Raw genomic sequence first — 1,266 nt, 5'->3', positions numbered from 1 at the left:
CCCATTTCGAGGAAGCGTCCGCCGTTGGGCATGAGGCGTAGGGAGGCGTCGATGTATTCGTTGGCGAGGGAGTTGAGGACGATGTCGACGCCGTGGCCGTTGGTGGCTGTGAGGAATTGGTTCTCGAAGTCGAGGGTGCGGGATGAGGCGATGTGGGTGTCGGGGATGTGGTGTTGGCGGAGGCTGTCCCATTTGGTGGGGTGGGCGGTGGCGTAGGTGGTGAGGTTGAGGTGGCGGGCGAGTTGGAGGGCGGCTTGGCCGACGCCGCCGGCGGCGCTGTGGATGAGGAGGGTTTCGCCGGGTTGGGCGTTGGCGAGGTGGGTGAGGCCGTAGTAGGCGGTGAGGAAGACGACGGGGGTTCCGGCGGCTTGGGTGTAGGTCCAGTGGTCGGGGATGGTGGTGATCATGCGGTGGTCGGTGATGGCGGTGGAGCCGATGCCGAAGAGGCCCATGACGCGGTCGCCGGGGTGGAGGTGGGTGACGTCGGGGGCGGTTTCGGTGATGATGCCGGCGCCTTCGCCGAGGGCGGGGTGGCCGTCGTCGGGGACCATGCCGAGGGCCATGACGACGTCGCGGAAGTTGAGTCCGGCGGCGCGGACGGTGATGCGGACTTCGCCTGGGGTGAGGGGGCGGTTGGCGTCGGGGTTGGGTTGGAGGGTGAGGCTTTCGAGGGTGCCGTTGCCGGTGCGTTCGATGCGCCAGTCGTTGTGGGGTTGGGTGAGGGTGGGGTGGTTGGTGGTGCGGGTGAGGCGGGGTGTGTGGGGGGTGCCGGTGCGGATGGCGAGGTGGGGTTCGGTGGTGGTGGTGAGGGTGTGGGGGATGGCGTTGAGGGTGTCGGGGTGGTGGTCGAGGTCGAGGAGTCGGAAGTGGTGGGGGTGTTCGGCTTGTGCGGTGCGGAGGAGTCCGGTGAGGGCGGCTTCGGGGAGGGAGGTGATGTTTTCGCTGTCGTGGGTGGCGGTGGCGTGGTGGGTGAGGATGACGAGTTGGGTGTTGGTGAGGCGTTCGTCGGTGAGCCAGTGTTGGAGGAGGTTGAGGGTGTGTGTGGTGGTGTGTCGGGCTTCGGTGGGGGGTGTGGTGTCGGTGGTGGGGGGTGGGCAGGCGGTGAGGACTGTTGAGGGGGTGGGGTGGCCTTCGGTGAGGGCGGTGAGGAGGTCGTCGAGGGTTTCGTAGCGTGCGGGTTTTTCGCCGGTGGTGTGGGTGAGGGCGGTGGTGAGGGCGGTGCCGAGGGTGTCGTTGTCCGTTCCGATGAGAACGGCCCATGTCGTG

The 1,266-nt window shown here is 67.7% G+C and carries 1 protein-coding gene; it reads right to left on the bottom strand.

What is annotated here, in order from left to right; genetic code table 11:
- A partial coding sequence (locus tag ACFU74_RS37310) for an alcohol dehydrogenase catalytic domain-containing protein (protein WP_380764583.1) occupies positions 1–1,266 on the bottom strand: 1,266 nt, incomplete at both ends.

Origin of the sequence: Kitasatospora sp. NPDC057500, from assembly GCF_042802195.1 — a bacterium.
Classification (GTDB): Bacteria; Actinomycetota; Actinomycetes; order Streptomycetales; family Streptomycetaceae; genus Kitasatospora.
The sequence above is the reverse complement of the archived record's forward strand: the minus strand, read 5'-3'. Positions and strand labels throughout refer to the sequence as shown.